The sequence below is a fragment of the Acinetobacter sp. 228 genome (assembly GCF_048147885.1).
This window is the reverse complement of the sequence record NZ_JAYWYV010000085.1, coordinates 1-2125: the sequence shown is the minus strand read 5'-3', so window position 1 is coordinate 2125 and position 2125 is coordinate 1. Positions and strand designations below refer to the sequence as shown.

Here is a 2125-nt window from a genome sequence, read left to right as displayed (position 1 = left end):
AGTAAAACCACAGTAAACATCATAAAAACGTGATTAAAGCCGTTTTTAGCAACCATCATATGTGTCACGACCATTGGTGCGACAATTCCACCGATACGCCCCATTGCCGATGCCCAGCCTGACCCGAAAGCCCGAATATTGGCCGGATATTGTTCTGGTGTATAGGTATATAACACTCCCCATGCACCCAAATTAAAGAATGACATGAGACAGCCCCAGAACATAATGCTATTTACACTGTCGGCTTGTCCAAAGAAATATGCCGACAAAGCACAAAAACCGATAAATGCGGCAAGTGTAATTTTTCGACCTAAACGCTCGACAAACCAAGCAGCCGCCAAGTAGCCCGGTAACTGCGCCAAAATCATAAGCAATACATATTCAAATGATTTGACAATGTCATAGCCTTGTTTCACCAATAAACTCGGCAACCACGTAAAGATGCCGTAATAGGAATACACAATGCCAAACCAGATTAGCCAGAGCATTAAACTTCTACGAGCAAATTGACCACTCCAGAGCTGTTTAAATGAAACTTTTTGTCGCATCGCCACAGGCACGACTTCAATATGGTGAACTATTTGCACACATGCTTCGGCTTCTAGTTTTTGTACCAGTGCATGCGCTTCTTCAATACGACCACGGTTAATCAAATACGGTATCGACTCAGGAACTTTTTTCCAAATCACTAAAATATAAATAAGTGGAAGTCCACCTATAAGAAAGGCAATATGCCAGCCAAATTTAGGAATAATAAAATAAGAAATGAGCGCAGCAACCAGCCAGCCTAATCCCCAAAAACTTTCAAGTAGAACGATAAATCTTCCACGAACATGAGCAGGCACATATTCACTGACCAGCGTGACTGCTACAGGTAATTGACCACCTAGCCCCAACCCAACAATAAACCGAAAAATTAATAGCCACTTTAGATCAGGGGCAAAAGCACATAACGCAGTCGCAATACTATAAATTGCCATTGTCATCGCAAATACAGTTTTACGACCAAAACGATCTGCCAAGGCACCAGAACAAACTGCACCTATAGCCATGCCTACAAAGCCAATACTGACAATCCAACCACTTTCAGCAGGTGTTAATGACCAATCTTTAACAAGGGTTGTCATAATAAAAGCGATAATGCCGGTATCCATCGCATCAAACATCCAGCCTAAACCCACTACCCATAAAAGCGTGTAGTGAAATTTGCCAATTGGAAGATTTTGTATACGTGAAACCAGATCCATAGGATTAACTCTACTGGAAAGAATAAGTGGACAAGACCATATATAGAATTGTTATATCATGCCCACATGAAATTCTGCATGATTAATGTTCGTCGGTTGAAGAAGCCGACTCTGCATCATCATCTTTATAAATAAATTTAGGCATTTCCAAACCAAAATAAATGGCAATTAAACGAAGCGTAAAACCGAATACTAAGGTTGAAATAACGGTAAGTTCTAAACTCAAACCTAAGTCTAGACAGACCCAATAGCAAATGACTGCAACAAAAGAAATACTTGCATACAGCTCACGGCGGAAAACAAACGGGACATCGTTACATAAGATGTCACGTAAAATACCACCCGAAACTCCCGTTAAAACGCCTGCTACAGCCGACACGACAAAACCATGCCCCATCTGTAAGGCAATCTGACAACCAATAATGGTAAATCCGATTAAGCCTAACGCATCGAGCACCAAGAAAATGTTATGTAAATGACGCATCCATTTAGCAATAACGATGGTAACAAATGCAGCACAACACGTTAAAACTAAATATTCAGGATGTTTTACCCACGTTAAAGGATAGTGTCCAAGTAGTACATCACGTACAGAGCCACCACCCAAGGCCGTCACACAGGCAATTAGTACAACACCGAACCAGTCCATACTCCGTCGCCCAGCAGACAATGCACCAGTCATGGCTTCGGCAGTAATCGCAATAATATAAATAACGGTGAGTAACATTGCCCTTTCCCTCAGGCCAAACGGTGGGCGTATTTTAAGATAAAGTTATAGGAATTGTGCACAGCATTGCTTAAATTTTTTTCCTGAACCACATATACAAGGTTGTTTCATGGTGACCTGCATATCGACCGTCGGATCAAGGAAAAACCAT

At 41.5% G+C, this 2125-nt stretch carries 3 protein-coding genes; all 3 read right to left on the bottom strand.

Annotated elements, in window-relative coordinates; genetic code table 11:
- Positions 1 to 1247 (bottom strand): MFS transporter (locus tag VXQ92_RS16075; protein WP_416682497.1); only part of this gene is annotated, 1247 nt, incomplete at its 3' end.
- 82 nt (positions 1248 to 1329) lie between these two features.
- Positions 1330 to 1974 carry a trimeric intracellular cation channel family protein gene (locus VXQ92_RS16070; protein WP_000927792.1) on the bottom strand — a complete coding sequence of 215 codons (645 nt, stop codon included), beginning with the start codon at positions 1972 to 1974 and terminating at the stop codon, positions 1330 to 1332.
- 45 nt (positions 1975 to 2019) lie between these two features.
- On the bottom strand, positions 2020 to 2125 hold a 106-nt coding region (locus VXQ92_RS16065; protein WP_416682499.1), incomplete at its 5' end, for an SEC-C metal-binding domain-containing protein.